Annotated in this window: 1 protein-coding gene; it reads left to right on the top strand. The window is 61.8% G+C overall.

Annotated elements, in window-relative coordinates; translation table 11 throughout:
• Nucleotides 1-313 precede the first annotated feature (313 nt).
• Nucleotides 314-1,042, top strand: coding sequence for a GAF and ANTAR domain-containing protein (locus tag Y705_RS0101780; protein WP_026531614.1), 729 nt, complete (start codon nucleotides 314-316; stop codon nucleotides 1,040-1,042).
• Nucleotides 1,043-1,380: the final 338 nt, after the last annotated feature.

Raw genomic sequence — 1,380 nt, 5'->3', positions numbered from 1 at the left:
ACTTACCCATAAGTCCTCCAACGGCACAGCGGCTTGAAGGAGGGCTGCACGCGTCCGGTCTCGCTGCGTTTGCTCATCCACGGTTGTACCTCCAGTTAGCTTTAGGGGGCTTACCTCGGACCCCGACAGCTCAGACAACCCTGAACGATGATCAGCAAGCTTACCTTTCGAGGGTATCGCACACCCCCGGTGCGGGCGAGGTGAATGCCGGGTGGGGCCAAGCGTGCTGTTGTGGTATCCGAAAGGTGGCCCCTTCCCGACGGCGTTCCAGTGGCTGGACCGTGACCGGATGGTGACCTTCTAGACTGTGCAGATGGGAGAGAACTCTAACGACGTGTCAGTGGCGGAGCTGCAGCACCTGATCCTCACTTCGGGCACCCTGGAGTTGTTCCTGGAAGGATTCGCCGAGCACGCCTCCACCGTGCTCGAGGGTACTGTCGAAGTGTTGTGCGGGGTGATGCTCAAGCGGGAGAACCATGCCGCCACCGTGGCTAGCAGCAGCCCGGAAGCTATCGCCCTCGATGAAGTCCAGTACGGGCATGGGGAAGGCCCGTGCCTACACGCCATCCGGACCGGCACCACCACCGTCGTCGCCGATGGCCGCACCGACACGCGGTGGCCGAAATACTTCGCGGCCACCAAGGACCAGGGCTACCACTCTGTACTTGGGGTGCCCCTGCTCCACGGCGATGATGGCGGGGTAGCCGTCAACCTCTACGCCCGGAAACCAAACGCCTTCACCCCACCGATCATCGAACGGGTCGAGTCCTACGCCGCCGAAATATCCCTGACCCTCCAACTGGCGTTGCGCCTCGCCGCCCACGAGAGAGCCTCCACCCATCTGAAAGCCGCGATGGAATCACGAACCAACATCGATATCGCCGTCGGGATCGTCGTCGCCCAAAACAGGTGCACCCCGGACGAAGCCATCGGAATCCTGCAACGCGCCTCCAACGGCCAGAACATCAAACTCCGAGCCCTGGCCGAGCAACTCGTCACCAGCATCGGCACCACCCCAGCGACAACCCACTTCAGCAACTGAACCAGATTCGAGCCGTCAACGGCTGATCCAATCCGGCACGCTCTGGCCAAGCATCAACTCTCGCCTAGTGTCCAGCTTCCCAATTCTCAGGAGGGCGCGTTGCTTTTGTGCTCATACCGCAAAAACCCTTTCCTCAACCGATCTGTCCGGCCGGTAGTGGGGCATGGCCCCGTACTCGGCCACGAAAGCCACCAATCCGTCGAGTCGCCGGTCCAGTGGTCGGACCGTGTTCCGTGTGCCTGTCCCTGCCACTCCCCCAGCCCAGCAAGTACTGCTGACTGATCTGCGGTGAGCCAACCTGCCCGATATGCTTTCCGCTACCGGTACAGCCACCCATA

Origin of the sequence: Arthrobacter sp. H41, from assembly GCF_000520535.1 — a bacterium.
Taxonomy (GTDB): Bacteria; Actinomycetota; Actinomycetes; order Actinomycetales; family Micrococcaceae; genus Arthrobacter_D.
The sequence above is the reverse complement of the archived record's forward strand: the minus strand, read 5'-3'. Positions and strand labels throughout refer to the sequence as shown.